Annotated in this window: 12 protein-coding genes; 10 read left to right on the top strand and 2 right to left on the bottom strand. The window is 66.0% G+C overall.

Annotation, left to right across the window (positions count from 1 at the left end; all coding sequences use genetic code 11):
• Positions 1 to 161 precede the first annotated feature (161 nt).
• From sucC to D4Q52_RS13640, 9 genes are all read left to right on the top strand, one after another.
• Positions 162 to 1,358, top strand: coding sequence for an ADP-forming succinate--CoA ligase subunit beta (gene sucC, locus D4Q52_RS13680; RefSeq protein ID WP_119857113.1), 1,197 nt, complete (start codon positions 162 to 164; stop codon positions 1,356 to 1,358).
• Positions 1,359 to 1,492: 134 nt separating this feature from the next.
• Positions 1,493 to 2,377, top strand: a complete 885-nt coding sequence (sucD, locus tag D4Q52_RS13675) for a succinate--CoA ligase subunit alpha (protein ID WP_119857112.1) — start codon at positions 1,493 to 1,495, stop codon at positions 2,375 to 2,377.
• A 128-nt stretch (positions 2,378 to 2,505) separates the two neighbouring features.
• Positions 2,506 to 5,463 (top strand): 2-oxoglutarate dehydrogenase E1 component, encoded by a 2,958-nt coding sequence (locus tag D4Q52_RS13670; protein WP_119857111.1) that lies wholly within the window; start codon positions 2,506 to 2,508, stop codon positions 5,461 to 5,463.
• A gap of 102 nt (positions 5,464 to 5,565) precedes the next feature.
• A complete protein-coding gene (gene odhB, locus D4Q52_RS13665) occupies positions 5,566 to 6,837 on the top strand; it encodes a 2-oxoglutarate dehydrogenase complex dihydrolipoyllysine-residue succinyltransferase (RefSeq protein ID WP_119857110.1) in 1,272 nt (423 codons plus the stop codon).
• A 60-nt stretch (positions 6,838 to 6,897) separates the two neighbouring features.
• Positions 6,898 to 7,299 (top strand): MAPEG family protein, encoded by a 402-nt coding sequence (locus tag D4Q52_RS13660; protein ID WP_119857109.1) that lies wholly within the window; start codon positions 6,898 to 6,900, stop codon positions 7,297 to 7,299.
• 7 nt (positions 7,300 to 7,306) lie between these two features.
• Entirely contained in the window at positions 7,307 to 8,053 is a 747-nt protein-coding gene (locus tag D4Q52_RS13655; RefSeq protein WP_119857108.1) for an SDR family oxidoreductase, read from the top strand.
• A 30-nt stretch (positions 8,054 to 8,083) separates the two neighbouring features.
• A complete protein-coding gene (gene lpdA / locus D4Q52_RS13650; RefSeq protein WP_119857107.1) occupies positions 8,084 to 9,487 on the top strand; it encodes a dihydrolipoyl dehydrogenase in 1,404 nt (467 codons plus the stop codon).
• A 51-nt stretch (positions 9,488 to 9,538) separates the two neighbouring features.
• Positions 9,539 to 10,078: a hypothetical protein gene (locus D4Q52_RS13645; protein WP_119857106.1), complete on the top strand. Its 540-nt coding sequence runs from the start codon at positions 9,539 to 9,541 to the stop codon at positions 10,076 to 10,078.
• A 162-nt stretch (positions 10,079 to 10,240) separates the two neighbouring features.
• Positions 10,241 to 11,698 carry an SLC13 family permease gene (locus D4Q52_RS13640; protein ID WP_182915310.1) on the top strand — a complete coding sequence of 486 codons (1,458 nt, stop codon included), beginning with the start codon at positions 10,241 to 10,243 and terminating at the stop codon, positions 11,696 to 11,698.
• Between the two features lie 9 nt (positions 11,699 to 11,707).
• On the opposite strand, the gene D4Q52_RS13635 is transcribed toward D4Q52_RS13640, so the two are convergent.
• Both D4Q52_RS13635 and D4Q52_RS13630 read right to left on the bottom strand, forming a co-directional pair.
• On the bottom strand, positions 11,708 to 12,298 hold the full coding sequence (locus D4Q52_RS13635; protein ID WP_119857105.1) for a DUF4337 domain-containing protein: 591 nt from the start codon (positions 12,296 to 12,298) through the stop codon (positions 11,708 to 11,710).
• Positions 12,299 to 12,443: 145 nt separating this feature from the next.
• A complete protein-coding gene (locus D4Q52_RS13630) occupies positions 12,444 to 13,415 on the bottom strand; it encodes a tyrosine recombinase XerC (protein WP_119857104.1) in 972 nt (323 codons plus the stop codon).
• Between the two features lie 188 nt (positions 13,416 to 13,603).
• Between D4Q52_RS13630 and D4Q52_RS13625 the strand changes: the two genes are divergently transcribed.
• Complete coding sequence (locus tag D4Q52_RS13625) at positions 13,604 to 15,811, top strand: primosomal protein N' (RefSeq protein WP_119857103.1); 2,208 nt, start codon at positions 13,604 to 13,606, stop codon at positions 15,809 to 15,811.
• Positions 15,812 to 15,975: the final 164 nt, after the last annotated feature.

Genomic DNA, 15,975 nt, shown 5'->3' with positions numbered 1-15,975 from the left:
CTGCTGGGGGGGGGGGGGGCGCGGCGCCGCCCCGCCCACCCCCCCCCCCCCCCGCGGCGGGGGGGGGCCCCCCCCCCCCCCCGCCGCGCCCCGCCCCCCCCCCCCCCCCCCCCCCCCCCCACAACTCAACCGGCTGGATGCGATCTGGCGAGGGGCAATCGATGAATATCCACGAATACCAGGCCAAAGCGGTGCTGCGCGAATTCGGCGTTCCGGTGTCGCACGGCTACCCGATCTTCAAGGTGTCCGAAGTTGAAGCTGCCGCCAAGCAGCTTGGTGGCCCGGTCTGGGTGGTGAAGAGCCAGATCCATGCCGGCGGTCGCGGCAAGGGCAAGTTCAAGGAAGCCTCCGCCGGCGACAAGGGCGGCGTGCGGCTCGCCAAGTCGGTCGACGAGGTCAAGGAATTCGCCCAGCAGATGCTGCACGCGACGCTGGTGACGGTGCAGACCGGTCCCGATGGCAAGCAGGTCAACCGGCTGTACATCGAGGAGGGCTCCGAGATCGACAAGGAGTTCTATCTGTCGCTGCTGGTCGACCGCGCCACCTCGCGGATCTCCTTCGTGGTGTCGACCGAAGGCGGCATGTCGATCGAGGACGTCGCCCACGACACCCCCGAGAAGATCGTCTCGTTCACGGTCGATCCGGCGACCGGCATCATGGGCCATCACGGCCGCGCCGTCGCCAAGGCGCTGAACCTCAAGGGCGAGCAGGCCAAGCAGGCCGAAGCGCTGGTGACCAAGCTGTACACCGCGTTCGTCGCCAAGGACATGGATATGCTCGAGATCAACCCGCTGGTGCTGACCAACCAGGGCGATCTGAAGTGCCTCGACGCCAAGATGTCGTTCGACGGCAATTCGCTGTACCGCCACCCCGACATCCAGGCGCTGCGTGACGAGAGCGAGGAAGACGCCAAGGAAATCGAAGCGTCGAAATACGACCTCAACTACGTCACGCTCGACGGCACTATCGGCTGCATGGTCAACGGCGCTGGCCTGGCGATGGCCACGATGGACATCATCAAGCTGTACGGCATGTCGCCCGCCAACTTCCTCGACGTCGGCGGCGGCGCCAACAAGGAGAAGGTGACGGCGGCGTTCAAGATCATCACCGCCGATCCCAACGTGAAGGGCATCCTGATCAACATCTTCGGCGGCATCATGAAGTGCGACGTGATTGCCGAGGGCGTGGTCGCGGCCGTCAAGGAAGTCGGCCTGTCGGTGCCGCTGGTGGTCCGCCTCGAAGGCACCAATGTCGAAGAGGGCAAGAAGATCATCAAGCACTCCGGCCTCAACGTGCTGCCCGCCGACAATCTCGACGACGCTGCGCAGAAGATCGTCAACGCCGTGAAGGCGGCTTGATGTTGCCGACGATTCGGATTTCTCCGTCATGCCCGCGCTCGTCGCGGGCATCCACGTCTTCCTTCTAAGCCACGCAACAGGCGTGGATGGCCGGGACAAGCCCGGCCATGACGAATGCGGAAAAGCGAGCTCCCATGTCCATCCTGATCGACAACAACACCCGCGTCATCTGCCAGGGCTTCACCGGCAAGAACGGCACCTTCCATTCCGAGGCGGCGATTGCCTACGGCACCAAGATGGTCGGCGGCACCTCGCCCGGCAAAGGCGGCTCGACCCATTTGGGCCTGCCGGTGTTCGACACCGTGGCCGAAGCCAAGCAGCAGACCGGCGCCGATGCCTCGGTGATCTACGTTCCGCCGCCGGGCGCCGCGGACGCGATCTGCGAGGCGATCGATGCCGAGATCCCGCTGATCGTCTGCATCACCGAGGGCATCCCGGTGCTCGACATGGTGCGGGTCAAGCGCTCGCTGGTCGGCTCGAAGTCGCGGCTGATCGGGCCGAACTGCCCGGGCGTCATGACCGCCGGCGCCTGCAAAATCGGCATCATGCCGGCCAACATCTTCAAGCCGGGCTCGGTGGGCATTGTGTCGCGCTCCGGCACGCTGACCTATGAGGCGGTGTTCCAGACCACCAGCGAGGGTCTCGGCCAGACCACCGCGGTCGGCATCGGCGGCGACCCGGTCAAGGGCACCGAGTTCATCGACGTCCTCGAGATGTTCCTGGCCGACGACAAGACCGAGTCGATCATCATGATCGGCGAAATCGGCGGTTCGGCCGAGGAAGAGGCGGCCCAGTTCCTGATCGACGAGGCCAAGCGCGGCCGCAAGAAGCCGACGGTCGGCTTCATCGCCGGCGTGACCGCTCCTCCCGGCCGGCGTATGGGTCATGCGGGTGCGATCATTTCGGGTGGCAAGGGCGACGCCGCGTCGAAAACCGCCGCGATGGAAGCTGCTGGCATCACCGTATCGCCGTCGCCGGCGCGGCTCGGAAAAACGCTTGCCGAAAAGTTGAAGTCCTAATTCAACCCTTGTGTAGTTCCGAGCTTACATTTCCATGAAATTCGGTAAAAGGTGCATTATGTTGCTGATCCGGTAACCGGATCAGCTTATCGCGTGTCCGACGCGATAATTGTAATCAGGAAGCAATCATGTCTCGCCAGGACGCGAATGCCGCTTTCGCCCTCTCTTCGTTTTTGCAGGGCGCTAATGCCACCTATATCGACGATCTCTACTCCCGCTACGAAAACGACCCGTCTTCCGTCGATGCCGACTGGCAGGCATTCTTTCAGAGTCTGAAAGACAATCCCACGGACGTCCAGAAGAATGCCGAGGGTCCGTCCTGGGCGAAGGCGAACTGGCCGCTGACGCCGCGCGACGATCTGACCTCGGCGCTCGACGGCAATTGGGCCCAGGTCGAAAAGACCGTCGGCCAGAAGATCCAGTCGAAGGCGCAGGCCAAGGGCGTCGAACTGTCCACCGCCGACGTCAATCAGGCGACGCGCGATTCCGTGCGCGCCCTGATGCTGATCCGCGCCTACCGCATGCGTGGTCACTTCCACGCCAAGCTCGATCCGCTCGGGCTGGAGCCGGCCAAGGATCACGAAGAACTCGATATCCGCAGCTACGGCTTCACCGAGGCCGATCTCGACCGCAAGATCTTCCTCGATCACGTGCTCGGCCTCGAATACGGGTCGTTGCGCGAGATCGTCGCGATCTGCGAGCGGACTTACTGCCAGACCATGGGTATCGAGTTTCTGCATATCTCGAACGGCGCCCAGAAGGCCTGGCTGCAGGAGCGGATCGAAGGTCCGGACAAGGAGATCAGCTTCACCCGCGAGGGCCGCCGCGCGATCCTGATGAAGCTGATCGAGGCCGAAGGCTTCGAGAAGTTCTGCGATCTGAAATTCACCGGCACCAAGCGGTTCGGTCTCGACGGCGGCGAAGCGCTGATCCCGGCGCTAGAGCAGATCATCAAGCGCGGCGGCAATCTCGGCGTGCGCGAGATCGTGCTCGGCATGCCGCATCGCGGCCGTCTCAACGTGCTGACCCAGGTGATGGGCAAGCCGCACCGCGCGCTGTTCCATGAGTTCAAGGGCGGCTCGGCCAATCCCGATGAGGTCGAAGGCTCGGGCGACGTCAAGTATCACCTCGGCGCCTCGTCGGACCGCGAGTTCGACCACAACAAGGTGCATCTGTCGCTGACCGCCAACCCGTCGCATCTCGAGATCGTTGATCCGGTGGTGCTCGGCAAGGTCCGCGCCAAGCAGGACCAGCACGGCGACCTGCCGGAGGAGCGGGTTTCGGTGCTGCCGCTGCTGATGCACGGTGACGCCGCCTTCGCGGGCCAGGGCGTGGTGGCCGAATGCTTTGCGCTGTCCGACCTGAAGGGCTACCGCACCGGCGGTTCGATCCACTTCATCGTCAACAACCAGATCGGCTTCACCACCTATCCGCGCTACTCGCGGTCGTCGCCCTATCCGTCGGATGTGGCGAAGATGATCGACGCGCCGATCTTCCACGTGAACGGCGACGATCCGGAAGCGGTGGTGTTCGCCGCCAAGATCGCGGTCGAGTACCGGCAGAAGTTCCACAAGCCGGTCGTGATCGACATGTTCTGCTATCGGCGGCACGGCCACAACGAGGGCGACGAGCCGTCGTTCACCCAGCCGTCGATGTATCGCAAGATCGCCGGCCATCCGACCACGCTCGAGCTGTACTCGAAGCGCCTGATCGCCGACGGCGTGATCACCGATGGCGAGGTCGAGAAGGCTAAGGCCGACTGGCGCGCCCGGCTCGACGCCGAGCTGGAAGCCGGCTCGTCCTATCGGCCCAACAAGGCCGACTGGCTCGACGGCAAGTGGGCCGGCTTCAAGTCCGCCGATCAGGAAGAGGATCCGCGCCGCGGCATCACCGGTGTCGATCTGAAGACGCTGAAGGAGATCGGCGCCAAGATCACCAAGGTTCCGGAAGGCTTCCGGCTGCACCGCACCGTGATGCGGTTTTTGGAGAACCGCGCCAAGGCGATCGATTCCGGCACCGGCATCGACTGGGCGACCGGCGAGGCGCTGGCGTTCTGCTCCTTGCTGCAGGATGGTCAGCGGGTTCGACTGTCCGGGCAGGACAGCGAACGCGGCACCTTCTCGCAGCGCCATTCGGTGCTGATCGATCAGGAAGACGAGACCCGCTACACGCCGTTCAATCACCTCGGCCCGGAGCAGGGCCACTACGAGGTGATCAACTCGCTGCTGTCCGAAGAGGCGGTGCTCGGCTTCGAATACGGCTACTCGCTGGCCGAGCCGAACACGCTGACGCTGTGGGAAGCCCAGTTCGGCGACTTCGCCAACGGCGCGCAGGTGCTGTTCGACCAGTTCATCTCGTCGGGCGAGCGCAAATGGCTGCGCATGTCCGGCCTGGTCTGCCTGTTGCCGCACGGCTACGAAGGCCAGGGTCCCGAGCACTCCTCGGCCCGGCTCGAACGCTTCCTGCAGATGTGCGCCGAAGACAACATGCAGGTGGTGTATCCGACCACCCCGGCCAACTACTTCCACGCGCTGCGCCGCCAGCTCAAGCGCGAGATCCGCAAGCCGCTGATCGTGATGACGCCGAAGTCGCTGCTCCGCCACAAGCGCGCGGTGTCGCGGCTCGACGAACTCGGCCCGGGCACCAGCTTCCACCGCGTGCTGCTCGACGATGCCCAGACCACGCCGGACGAGAAGACCAAACTCGTGCCGGACGCCAAGATCCGCCGTGTCGTGATCTGTTCGGGCAAGGTTTATTACGACCTGTACGAAGAGCGCGAGAAGCGGGGCATCGACGACATCTATCTGCTGCGGATCGAGCAGCTCTATCCGGTGCCGCTGAAGACGCTGGTGCATGAAATGTCGCGGTTCAAGGACGCCGAACTGGTGTGGTGTCAGGAAGAGCCGCGCAACATGGGCGGGTGGCACTTCATCGAGCCGTATCTGGAGTGGGTGCAGAACCAGGCCGGCGCCACCAACCGCCGTCCGCGCTATGTCGGCCGTGCGGCTTCGGCCGCCACCGCGACCGGCCTGATGTCGAAGCATGTCGCCCAGCTCAAGGCGTTTCTCGACGAGGCGCTGCGCTGAGCGGCGCGAAGGCCGCCTGTGAGGCGGCCTTCATAACTCCCGATTATGATTTCATGGGCTGGCGCCGGCACGAACCGCCGCGCCGCAAAAGGAAAACACACGATGACTGAAATTCGCGTTCCGACACTCGGCGAATCGGTGACCGAAGCGACGATCGGCCGCTGGTTCAAGAAGCCGGGCGACTCGGTAGCGGTCGACGAACCGTTGGTCGAACTCGAAACCGACAAGGTCACGATCGAAGTACCGGCGCCGTCGGCGGGTACGCTGGGCGAGATCGTCGCCAAGGACGGCGAAACCGTCGCGGTCGGTGCGCTGCTCGGCCAGATCACCGAAGGTGGCGGCGGCGCCAAGCCGGCCGCTGCGGCGCCCGCCAAGGCTGCGGCCCCGGCGGCTGCTTCAGCTCCGGCGGCTGCTCCGGCTCCCGCTCCCGCCAAGGAAACTGCCAAAGAAACTGCCAAGGCTCCGCCGTCCGATGCGCCGCAAGCGCCGTCGGTGCGCCGGCTGTCCGCCGAGAGCGGGGTCGATGCCTCGACCGTTCCGGGCTCCGGCAAGGACGGACGCGTCACCAAGGGCGACATGCTGGCAGCGATCGAAAAGGCGGCATCGGCGCCGACCCCGGTCAGCCAGCCGGCCGCCGCCGTGCAGGTCCGTGCGCCGTCGCCGGCCGACGACGCCGCGCGCGAAGAGCGCGTCAAGATGACCCGTCTGCGCCAGACGATCGCGCGCCGGCTCAAGGAAGTTCAGAACACCGCCGCGATGCTGACGACCTTCAACGAGGTCGACATGACCAACGTCATGGCGCTCCGCGCGCAGTACAAGGACGTGTTCGAGAAGAAGCACGGCGCCAAGCTCGGCTTCATGGGCTTCTTCACCAAGGCCTGCGTGCAGGCGCTGAAGGACATCCCGGCCGTCAACGCCGAGATCGACGGCACCGACCTGATCTACAAGAACTACTATCACATCGGCGTCGCCGTCGGCACCGACAAGGGCCTGGTCGTGCCGGTGGTGCGCGACTGCGATACCAAGTCGATCGCCGAAATCGAGAAGAGCATCGTCGACTACGGCAAGCGCGCCCGTGACGGCCAGCTCAAGATCGACGAGATGCAGGGCGGTACCTTCACCATCACCAATGGCGGCATCTACGGCTCGTTGATGTCGACCCCGATCCTGAACGCGCCGCAGTCCGGCATCCTCGGCATGCACAAGATCCAGGAGCGGCCGGTGGTGGTCGGCGGCAAGATCGAGATCCGCCCGATGATGTATCTGGCGCTGAGCTACGATCACCGCGTCATCGACGGCAAGGAAGCGGTGACCTTCCTGGTCCGCGTCAAGGAGAGCCTGGAAGATCCGGCGCGGCTGGTGCTGGATCTTTAACATCGCCGCGCATCCGGGCGGTGCGCTTTCGACGCGCCGCCGATGAGTTTGGGGGAAACGATGCAGCCGATGCCGACCGAGATCATGGTGCTGGGCTGGAGCGTGGTGCTGCTGATCGTGCAGATGTTCCTCGCCTCTATCCCGACCACGATGGAGCTCGGCGGCGACTACCAGGCCGGCCCGCGCGACGAGCCCCGGACCCCAAAAGGGCGGTTCGCCGGCCGCGCGTCGCGCGCCTTCCGCAATCTGCTCGAAACCTATCCGGCTTTTGTGGGTGTCGCTTTGGCGCTGGCGATCACCGGCAAGACCGGTGGCTACGCGGCGACCGCTTCGGTGGTCTGGCTGGTTGCCCGTGCCTTGTACGCGCCGCTGTACCTCGTCGAGATTCCGTTCGCCCGCAGCATCGTGTGGTTCGTAGCGCTGCTGGCGCTGATCGCCATGCTGATCCGTCTGCTGAGTTGAGGTGCGCATGACCGATCGCGTCGTCATCATCACCGGCGGCAGCCGCGGCATCGGCCGGGCCACCGCGCTCGGCTGCGCCAGACGCGGCTTCAAGGTCGTGGTCGGCTACGCCAGCAACACGGCCGCTGCTGACGAGGTGGTGGCCGAAATCGAGGCCAGCAACGGCAAGGCGATGGCGGTGAAATGCGACGTCGGCCACGAGGCCGACATTCTCGCGCTGTTCGCCGCCGCGGACAAATTCGGCCCACTCGGCGCGCTGGTCAACAATGCCGGTATCGTCGGTCCGACCGCACGCGTCGACGAGATGTCGGCCGAGCGCATCCAGCGCATCATGGCAGTGAACGTCACCGGCAGCATCCTGTGCGCCCGCGAGGCGGTGAAGCGGATGTCGACCCGCCACGGCGGGCAGGGCGGCGTCATCGTCAATCTGTCGTCTGTTGCCGCCAAGCTCGGCTCGCCGAATACTTATGTCGACTATGCCGCGTCGAAAGGCGCCGTCGATTCCTTCACGGTCGGGCTCGGCCATGAGGTCGCCAGCGAAGGCATTCGCGTTGCAGCGATCCGGCCAGGGCTGATCGACACCGAGATCCACGCGTCCGGCGGCGATCCGGACCGCGCGCATCGGCTCAGCGGCAACGTTCCGATGCAACGCGTCGGCCGTGCCGACGAAATCGCCAACGCCGTCGTCTGGCTGCTGTCGGACGAGGCCTCCTACGTCACCAGCGCCATCTTCGATGTCTCGGGCGGACGCTAGCCGTCCCGGCGCCAACTACAGGATTACGCAATGGCTTCCTACGATCTCGTCGTCATCGGCACCGGCCCCGGCGGTTACGTATGCGCAATCCGCGCCGCTCAGCTCGGCCTCAAGGTCGCGGTGGTCGAGAAGAACGCCACGCTCGGCGGCACCTGCCTCAACGTCGGCTGCATGCCGTCGAAAGCGCTGCTGCATGCGTCCGAGCTGTTCGAGGAGGCCGGACATTCCTTCGCCAAGATGGGCATCTCGGTGCCGGCGCCGAAACTCGATCTGCCGGCCATGATGGATTTCAAGCAGCAGGGCATCGACGGCAACGTCAAGGGCGTCGAGTACCTGATGAAGAAGAACAAGATCGACGTCTTGGCCGGCAAGGGCAAGATCCTCGGCAGCGGCAAGCTCGAAGTCACCGGCGCCGACGACAAGGCGCAAACGGTCGAGGCCAAGTCGATCGTGATCGCCACCGGCTCGGCGGTGGCCCAGCTCAAGGGCATCGAGATCGATGAGAAACGCATTGTGTCGTCGACCGGCGCGCTGGCGCTCGACAAGGTGCCGGGCAAGCTGATCGTGGTCGGGGCCGGCGTGATCGGCCTTGAACTCGGCTCGGTGTGGCGCCGGCTCGGCGCGCAGGTCACCGTGGTGGAATTCCTGGACCGCATCCTGCCCGGCATGGACGGCGAGGTCTGCAAGCAGTTTCAGCGCATCCTCGAGAAGCAGGGCTTTGCCTTCAAGCTCGCCGCCAAGGTCACCGGCGTCGACAGCTCCGGCAATCAGCTCAAGGTCAGCGTCGAAGCTTCGGCCGGCGGCAATCCGGAAACGCTGGAAGCCGACGTCGTGCTGGTCGCGATCGGCCGCGTGCCCTACACCGAAGGCCTCGGGCTGAAGGAAGCCGGCGTCGCGCTGGACGAGCGCGGCCGGGTGCAGATCGACGATCACTTCGCCACCACCGTCAAGGGCGTCTACGCCATCGGCGACGTGGTGAAGGGACCAATGCTGGCCCACAAGGCCGAGGACGAAGGCGTCGCGGTCGCCGAGATCATCGCCGGCAAGGCCGGCCACGTGAATTACGACGTCATTCCGGGCGTGGTCTACACCACTCCCGAAGTGTCATCCGTCGGCAAGACCGAGGAAGACCTCAAGCAGGCCGGCGTCGCTTACAGCGTCGGCAAATTCCCGTTCACCGCCAATGGCCGATCCAAGGTCAACCAGACCACCGACGGCTTTGTGAAGATCCTTGCCGACGCCAAGACCGACCGCGTGCTCGGCGTCCACATCGTCGGCCGCGAGGCCGGCGAGATGATCCACGAGGCGGCGGTGCTGATGGAGTTCGGCGGCTCGGCCGAGGATCTGGCGCGCACCTGCCACGCCCACCCGACGCGCTCCGAAGCCGTCAAGGAAGCCGCGCTTGCGGTCGGAAAACGCGCCATCCATATGTGAGTCTCGCCTGTCACCTGCCCGGCGCCAAGTCGGGCAGGGAGCGTGAGGGACATGAAACGCCGTCTGCTGCAGCCGCTCTGGTTCATCCTCGCCGTTTTGTTTCTGGTCGAGGCATGGCTGTGGGAGCATCTCGAGCCGTGGGTGGCGCGGATCGTCGCCGCAATCCCGCTGCGCGCCATCAAGGCGTGGACGGCCGAGCGTGTCGCGCATCTGTCGCCGCCACTGGCGCTGATCGTGTTCGCGGTGCCGTTGATCCCGCTCTACCCGTTCAAGCTGTTCGCGCTGTGGCTGATCGCCACCCAGCATTTCGTCGCCGGCATTCTGGCGTTCGCACTGGCGCAGTTCGTCGGCCTCGGCCTGATCGCCTTCATCTTCGACATTACCAAGCCGAAGCTGATGCAGATGCCGTGGTTCGTGCGGGTCTATGAGCTCGTACTTCGGGTCAAGGCCAAGGCGCACGAGGTGGTGGCGCCGGTGATGGCGCGCATCCGCGCGCAGCTGCGCGCCTTCGTCGGTGAGGGTAACGGGCCGTTCAAGCGCCTGCTGCGCAAGGCATTGCAGGTCCGCAAGCGGATCCGCGCCGCGCGCTGAGTTGACCTGAGACGATCGGGCGCAGCCCCTGGAGCGGTTTCGGTCGCTCGCCGGTTTTCGGACCTGCAACCCTGTCCGACCGATGCGGTTGTGCTTCGATGATGATGCTGGCCCCTGCATGTGGAGCGGACATGCTTTCTGCAGCGCCAGGTGGAGTACGCCATGAGCCATGATGGGGCGGTCGAGTCGCGGAACTACGTCGCGATGGCGGTCGGCGTCGCGCTGCTCGCGGTCACGATCGTGGTGCCGCCGCCGGCCGGATTGAAGCCGGAAGCTTGGCTGGTCGCAGGCGTCGCGTTGATGATGGCGACGTGGTGGATCACCGAGGCATTGCCGATCCCGGCGACGGCGCTGCTGCCGCTGGTGCTGTTTCCGCTGCTCGGGGTCGTCCCGATCCGCAATGCCGCGGCGCCCTATGCGGACCCGATCATCTTCCTGTTTCTCGGCGGCTTCATCATCGGTGCCGGTATGCAGCGCTGGAAGCTGCACGAGCGGATCGGCCTCGGCGTCGTGGCGCGCGTCGGCGGCCATGCGGGTGTCTCGCCGGCGCGGCTGTGCGGCGGCTTCCTGCTCGCCACAGCGTTTCTCAGCATGTGGATCAGCAATTCGGCGACCGCGATCATCATGTTGCCGGTCGCGATGTCGGTGTTGGCGCTACTCGACCGCAAGGGATCGATCGAGCCGGAAATCCGCCGCCGGCTCGGACTGTGCCTGATGTTGTCGGTCGCCTACGGCGCCAGCATCGGCGGCCTTGCCACACTGATCGGCACACCGCCGAATGCTCTACTGGCCGCCTATCTGGCGCGCGAGCATCAGATCGTCGTCGGGTTCGCCGGGTGGATGATCATCGGTCTGCCGGTCGCGGTCGTGCTTCTGCTGGTCGCCTGGCTGGTATTGGTCCGGATGTTTCCGATGCCGGCGACGCTCGCCGGAGAGGCCGCGGATCCGATCGATGGCGAGCTGAAACGTCTCGGACCGATGCAGACACCGGAATTCCGGGTCGCGCTGGTGTTCGGCCTCACTGCCGCAGCCTGGATCACCCGGCCGCTGTTTGCCGGCCTGGTGCCAGGCGTCGACGACACGATGATTGCGCTGATCGGAGCACTATTGCTGTTTCTGCTCCCCTCCGGCGACGGTCATGGCAGCCGCCTGCTCGACTGGAGCGGCTTGAAGAACCTGCCGTTCGACGTGCTGATCCTGTTCGGCGGCGGGCTCAGTCTCGCGGCCGCGATCAGTAGCTCCGGCCTTGCCGAGTGGATCGGCCAGACGCTGGGCGGCCTGTCGGCGTGGCCGGTGCTGCTGCTGATCGCCGTGGTCACGGTGGCGATGCTGTTTCTCACCGAACTGACCAGCAACACTGCCAGCGCAGCGACCTTCATTCCGATTGGCGGCGCTATCGCCATCGGCATCGGCCTCGATCCCGCCATGCTGGCGCTGCCGCTGGCGCTGGCGGCGTCATGCGCCTTCATGCTGCCGGTGGCGACGCCGCCGAACGCGATCGTGTTTTCATCGGGACAGATCACGATCGGCGACATGGCGCGGGTCGGCATCTGGATGAATGCCATCTCGGCCGTGGTGATCGTTGCGATCACCTACGCGCTGGCCGGCGTGCTGACCTGAGCGGCGCCGTCAGAACAGATGCACCGCGTGCGGCGCGAACAGGCCGATCGCCGTGAAGGCGAGGCCGCCGAGCGCCAGCAAGCCCGACAACCATGCGAGCGCCACCATGCCGGTGATGATCGTCGCCGAGGCCAGCACGATGCCGATCTGGAAGGCGGCCGACGCCAGTTCGTAGTGATGATAGCGCGCCTGCGCGAGGTCGCGGTCATGTTCGGCGTGTTTGGCGCGGGCGGCGAGCTGCTCCGAGCCTTCGCCGGTCTCCGGCTCGGAGCGGTAGCGCTGCGCGGTCTTCTGCCACTCCTCGATCTGCTTCTGCAGCGCGGCTTTGGCGGCTTCGTCGCCGACCGTGCTCATGCTGAGCCGCGCTTCCTCGGACACCGTCTGGACCACGGTGCGGCGAATGCTCTTGGCTTGGAAGAACGCCCACAGGTTGGAGGCCTCGACGTTCTTGGCGAGCGATTCGGTTTGTGCAGCTTTGCCGAGCGTTTCCGAGAAGGCGAGAAACAGCGCGATCACCGAGATCAGCAGCGCGATCTTCTTGTTCGAGCCGGATGCATGCTCGGCGTGTTCGGCATGCTCCATACTCTCATGCGCGCCCATACTCGTCTCCTGTCATCGATTCGTCATGCCCCGACGCGGGGCTGGTGATCATCAGGTCAGGAACTTGTCAGTGGGAAGGCAAACCGGGTCAAGCCCGTCGATCGGCTGCTAACAACTTCGCCTAAGTATTTTCTGCCAGTGTGCTCTACGCGCGCGGGTGGGCGCTGGCATAGACGTCGAGCAGCCGCTCGGTATCGATGCCGGTATAGACTTGCGTGGTCGACAGCGAGGCATGGCCGAGCAGTTCCTGGATGGCGCGCAAGTCGCCGCCGCGGGTCAGCAGATGCGTCGCAAAGGAATGGCGCAGCGCGTGGGGCGTGGCGCTGTCGGGCAGACCGAGGGCGCCGCGCAGCCGCTCCATCGCCAGCTGAATGATGCGCGGGCTGAGCGGCCCGCCGCGGGCGCCGAGAAACATCGGGCCGTCCGGTGGCAGCGGGTGCGGGCAGGCGGCCGCGTAGTCGGCGATCTGTGCCAGCACGCCCGGCAGCACCGGCACCATCCGGGTTTTGTTGCCCTTGCCGAGCACGATCAGCGTATCGCCCTTGCCGGGTGCCGGCACATCGCGGCGCTTCAGCCCGAGTGCTTCGGAGATACGCAGGCCGGAGCCGTACAGCAGCGCCATCACGGCGGCGTCGCGAACCAGTACCCAGGTCTCGCGATCTTCACCGGCGCGTTCGTCGGCGTCGGCCAGCCGCTTGGCGGCAGCGATCTGGATCGGCTTCGGCAGGCTTTTCTTGATCTTCGGCGCGCGGACCGCGGCGAGCGCGCCGACCCGGCCCTTGCCCTCGCGTTCGAGAAAGCGGCCGAACGAGCGCAGCCCCGCCAGCGCCCGCATCAGCGAGCGGCCGGCGATCGCATCGGCCCGCCGGGCCGCCATGAAGGCGCGGACGTCGGTCGCCTCCAGCCGCGCAAAGCGGCCGAGCGTAACCTCGCCGCCCCAATGACCGGCAAGAAACATCAGGAACTGCCGCAGGTCGCGCGCATAGGCCTCCAGCGTCTTGCCCGACAACCGCCGTTCGGCGCGCAGATGCGCCAGCCACTTCGCCATCTCGGCGGTGAGATCGGTGGCGGCGCAGTCGAGTTCGAGCGGGGGTGGGGCTGGTTGGGGCTTCGGCATCTGATTCTGTTGACCGGAACGGGATTCTCTCCGTCATTGCGAGCGCAGCGAAGCAATCCAAGAAGCCCAGTGCATGGCGCTGGATTGCTTCGTCGCTGCGCTCCTCGCAATGACGGGAGAGGGTGTCGCCAGCATAACTGATTTCCTTTCCCATTGATGAAAGCCGGCTTTGGCGGCACACCGGGGCGATGGACGACTCTCGAACCAGCCCGGCTTTGCCATCGGCGATGCGCGTCGTCGACGTGCAGGTGCCGGTCGCGGTCGATCAGGCCTATTCGTACCGGGTGCCGCGCGGGCTTGAACTGAAGCCAGGCGACGTCGTCGGCGTGCCGCTCGGGCCGCGCGAGGTGCTGGGCGTGGTCTGGGCCGAAAACCCGAATCCCGACCCGCGCCTGCACAACCGCCTCAAGGACGTTTCCGAAAAACTCGACATCCCGCCGCTGCGCGAAGAGCTACGGCGGATGGTCGACTGGGTCGCCAATTACACGCTGTCGCCGCGCGGCCAGGTGCTGCGGATGACGTTGCGGATGGGCGAACTTGGTCCTGAACGCCAGCGCATGGGCGTACGGCTGGTCGGGCCGCCGCCGCAGCGCATGACGCCGGCGCGGCGGCGGCTGATCGAGATTCTGTCCGACGGCCTGCTGCATGGCAAATCCGACGTCGCCAAGGAGGCCGGCGTCAGCCCGGGCGTGATCGACGGGCTGGTCGACGAAGGCACGCTGAGCGTCGAGGCGATGCCGCGCGAGTCGGCGGCGCCGATGCCTGATCCTGATTTTGCGCCGGCCGACTTTTCGCCCGATCAGGCGCAGGCGGCCGAGGCGATGCGCGAATTGGTCAAAGCCGGCGGCGGTTTTCGCGCCGCGCTGCTCGATGGCGTCACCGGCTCCGGCAAGACCGAGGTGTATTTCGAAGCCGTGGCCGAGGTCATCCGGCAGGGCCGGCAGACGCTGATCCTAATGCCCGAGATCGCGCTGACCGGGCAGTTTCTCGACCGCTTCGCGCGGCGCTTCGGCGTCCGGCCGCCAGAGTGGCATTCCGAGCTGACGCCGCGCACCCGCGCTCGCAACTGGGCGGCGATCGCGGCCGGCGAAGCGCGGGTCGTGGTCGGCGCGCGCTCGGCGCTGTTTCTGCCCTACGCCGATCTCGGCCTGATCATCGTCGATGAGGAGCACGATCAGGCCTACAAGCAGGAAGACGGCGCGCATTATCACGCCCGCGACATGGCGGTGGTGCGGGCGTCGATCGCCAAGATCCCGATCGTTTTAGCCTCGGCGACGCCGTCGGTCGAAACCGAGGTCAACGCCCGCAAGGGCCGCTATCAGCGCATCCCGCTGCCGTCGCGGTTCGGTGGCCAGCACATGCCGCAGATCGAGGCGATCGACCTGCGCCGCGCGCCGCCGATGCGTGGCCGCTTCATCTCGCCGGTGCTGGCCGAACAGATCGGCCACGCGATCGAGAAGCGCGAACAGGCGCTGCTGTTTCTCAACCGCCGCGGCTATGCGCCGCTGACGCTGTGCCGCGCCTGCGGTCATCGCTTTGCCTGCACGATCTGTGACGCCTGGCTGGTCGATCATCGCTTCCGGCAGCGGCTGGTGTGCCATCACTGCGGCTTCTCGATGCCGCGGCCGCATCAATGCCCGCATTGCGGAGCCGAGGAGACGCTGGTGGCGGTCGGCCCCGGCGTCGAGCGGCTGCAGGAGGAGGCCGCGAGCCTGTTTCCGCAGGCGCGCACCCTGGTGCTGTCGAGCGACCTGATCACATCGATCGAAACCATGCGCAGCGAACTCCATGAAATCGCCGAGGGCCGCGTCGACATCATCATCGGCACGCAGCTGGTCGCCAAGGGCCACAACTTTCCGCGGCTCAATCTGGTCGGCGTCGTCGACGCCGATCTCGGCCTCAGCAACGGCGACCCGCGCGCCGCCGAGCGCACCTTTCAATTGCTGAATCAGGTGATCGGCCGCGCCGGCCGCGAGCAGGGCCGCGGCGTCGGCTTTCTGCAGACGCATCAGCCGGAGCATCCGGTGATGAAGGCGCTGGTCGCGTGCGATCGCGAGGCCTTCTACGCCAGCGAGATCGACCTGCGCGAGCGCACGCTGTATCCGCCGTTCGGGCGGCTCGCCAGCCTGATCATCTCGGCGGGCGACCGGCCGACCGCCGAAGGTTTTGCCCGCAAGCTCGCGGGCTGCGCGCCGGTCGACGAGCGCGTCCAGGTGCTCGGCCCGGCCGAGGCGCCGCTGGCCGTGATCAAGGGGCGCTATCGCTTCCGTCTGCTGGTGAAATCGGTGCGGTCGTTCGATCTGTCGAACTACTTGCGCTCATGGCTGGCTGAGGGACCGAAGACGAAAGGAAACCTCAAACTCGAGGTCGACGTCGATCCGCAAAGCTTCCTGTAGTCTTTCGGGTACGCGCGAATTTCGAAACCTTCGGGCTGGCGCCGCGTTACTACATGCGAAGCCGGCCTGGCCGTCAGCCTGCTTCGCCGCGCCGCCGTTAGCTCCGGGCCAAAAGAAGCTCCGGGCCAAAAGAAAGGCCCGCCGTCGGTCGACGGCAGGCCGCA

Origin of the sequence: Rhodopseudomonas palustris (genome assembly GCF_003591005.1) — a bacterium.
GTDB lineage: Bacteria > Pseudomonadota > Alphaproteobacteria > Rhizobiales > Xanthobacteraceae > Rhodopseudomonas > Rhodopseudomonas palustris_K.
Note: the sequence above shows the minus strand (reverse complement) of the source record. Positions and strands in the feature narration are given on the sequence as shown.